We start from the raw sequence: 957 nt of genomic DNA on the forward strand, positions 1-957 counted from the left end.
TCCTTTTCCATAACCATCCTCATTATGAGATGGCTACTGCGTTCATGGAACGTATCGTTGACTTTGGAATACCACGATGCGCTTTCCACCATATTAGTAATGCATGTTTCATAATCACCGACGGCTAAATAATACTCTCCTTTGATTTGAAGATATTCAGCGTATCTTGCATAGATTAAAGGATTACTTTTGTTTATACCGGTCGGGTCTATTTTGCTAGTATTTAGTAGGTCTCTAGCATCTTTGAGGTTGTTTCGTTGTAAGTGTAAACGTAGCAGTTGGTTGGTAGCAGAAATGACAGAATCGTTACTGCACGACTTCAAGAATAAATGGAGTTGTTCAACGGATTGTTCGATATTCCCCTTTTTGGCGTTGATAAATGTTTCCATAAGAAACGTATTTTCTCGAATGTGAGGATAGTCAAATTGCTTGTATTGCAACGAGTGAATACCTAGTTTGTAATATAGTTCAATCCGATCATGCTGTGACAAAAAATCAACATAATGAAGAACGTACTTCCCACTATAGTAAGTCTCCTTCAATCTGCTAAAATCATCTCGTTCAATCAGGTACTTTTGATACATACCTTTGGCGATATAAGGCATGATTCCGTGGGAACGTGAGTAGTCTACGATGAGGTCGTACAATAAAAGTTTAATGGAGGGATTCTCGACGGATGTAATGGTTCGATAAAGCTTTTCTGTTACATCAAGACTGTCTTCATTTGGCGATTCAAGAAATTTGGTTGCTACTTTTCGTATCAGCTCAACATTTTGACATTGTTGGATTGTTGTTTGCAAGATACACATCAAAGACTCTGATCTTTTTTCAATCTCTATATCAGGCCTGTTGATTAACCAAATTACCCCATATCAAAATAATCGGGATTCTCCTAATAGAATACAATGAATCCGTAACTGCCACTCCACGGGAAGCGAACAGAAAACAAGTAATCGG

The 957-nt window shown here is 37.8% G+C and carries 1 pseudogene; it reads right to left on the bottom strand.

The features are described 5' to 3' along the window. Positions 1-800: pseudogene (locus PPOP_RS18070) on the bottom strand (transcriptional regulator); the annotation flags it as partial. Between the last annotated feature and the right edge of the window lie 157 nt (positions 801-957).

Origin of the sequence: Paenibacillus popilliae ATCC 14706 (assembly GCF_000315235.1) — a bacterium.
In the GTDB taxonomy this organism is placed as follows: Bacteria; Bacillota; Bacilli; order Paenibacillales; family Paenibacillaceae; genus Paenibacillus_B; species Paenibacillus_B popilliae.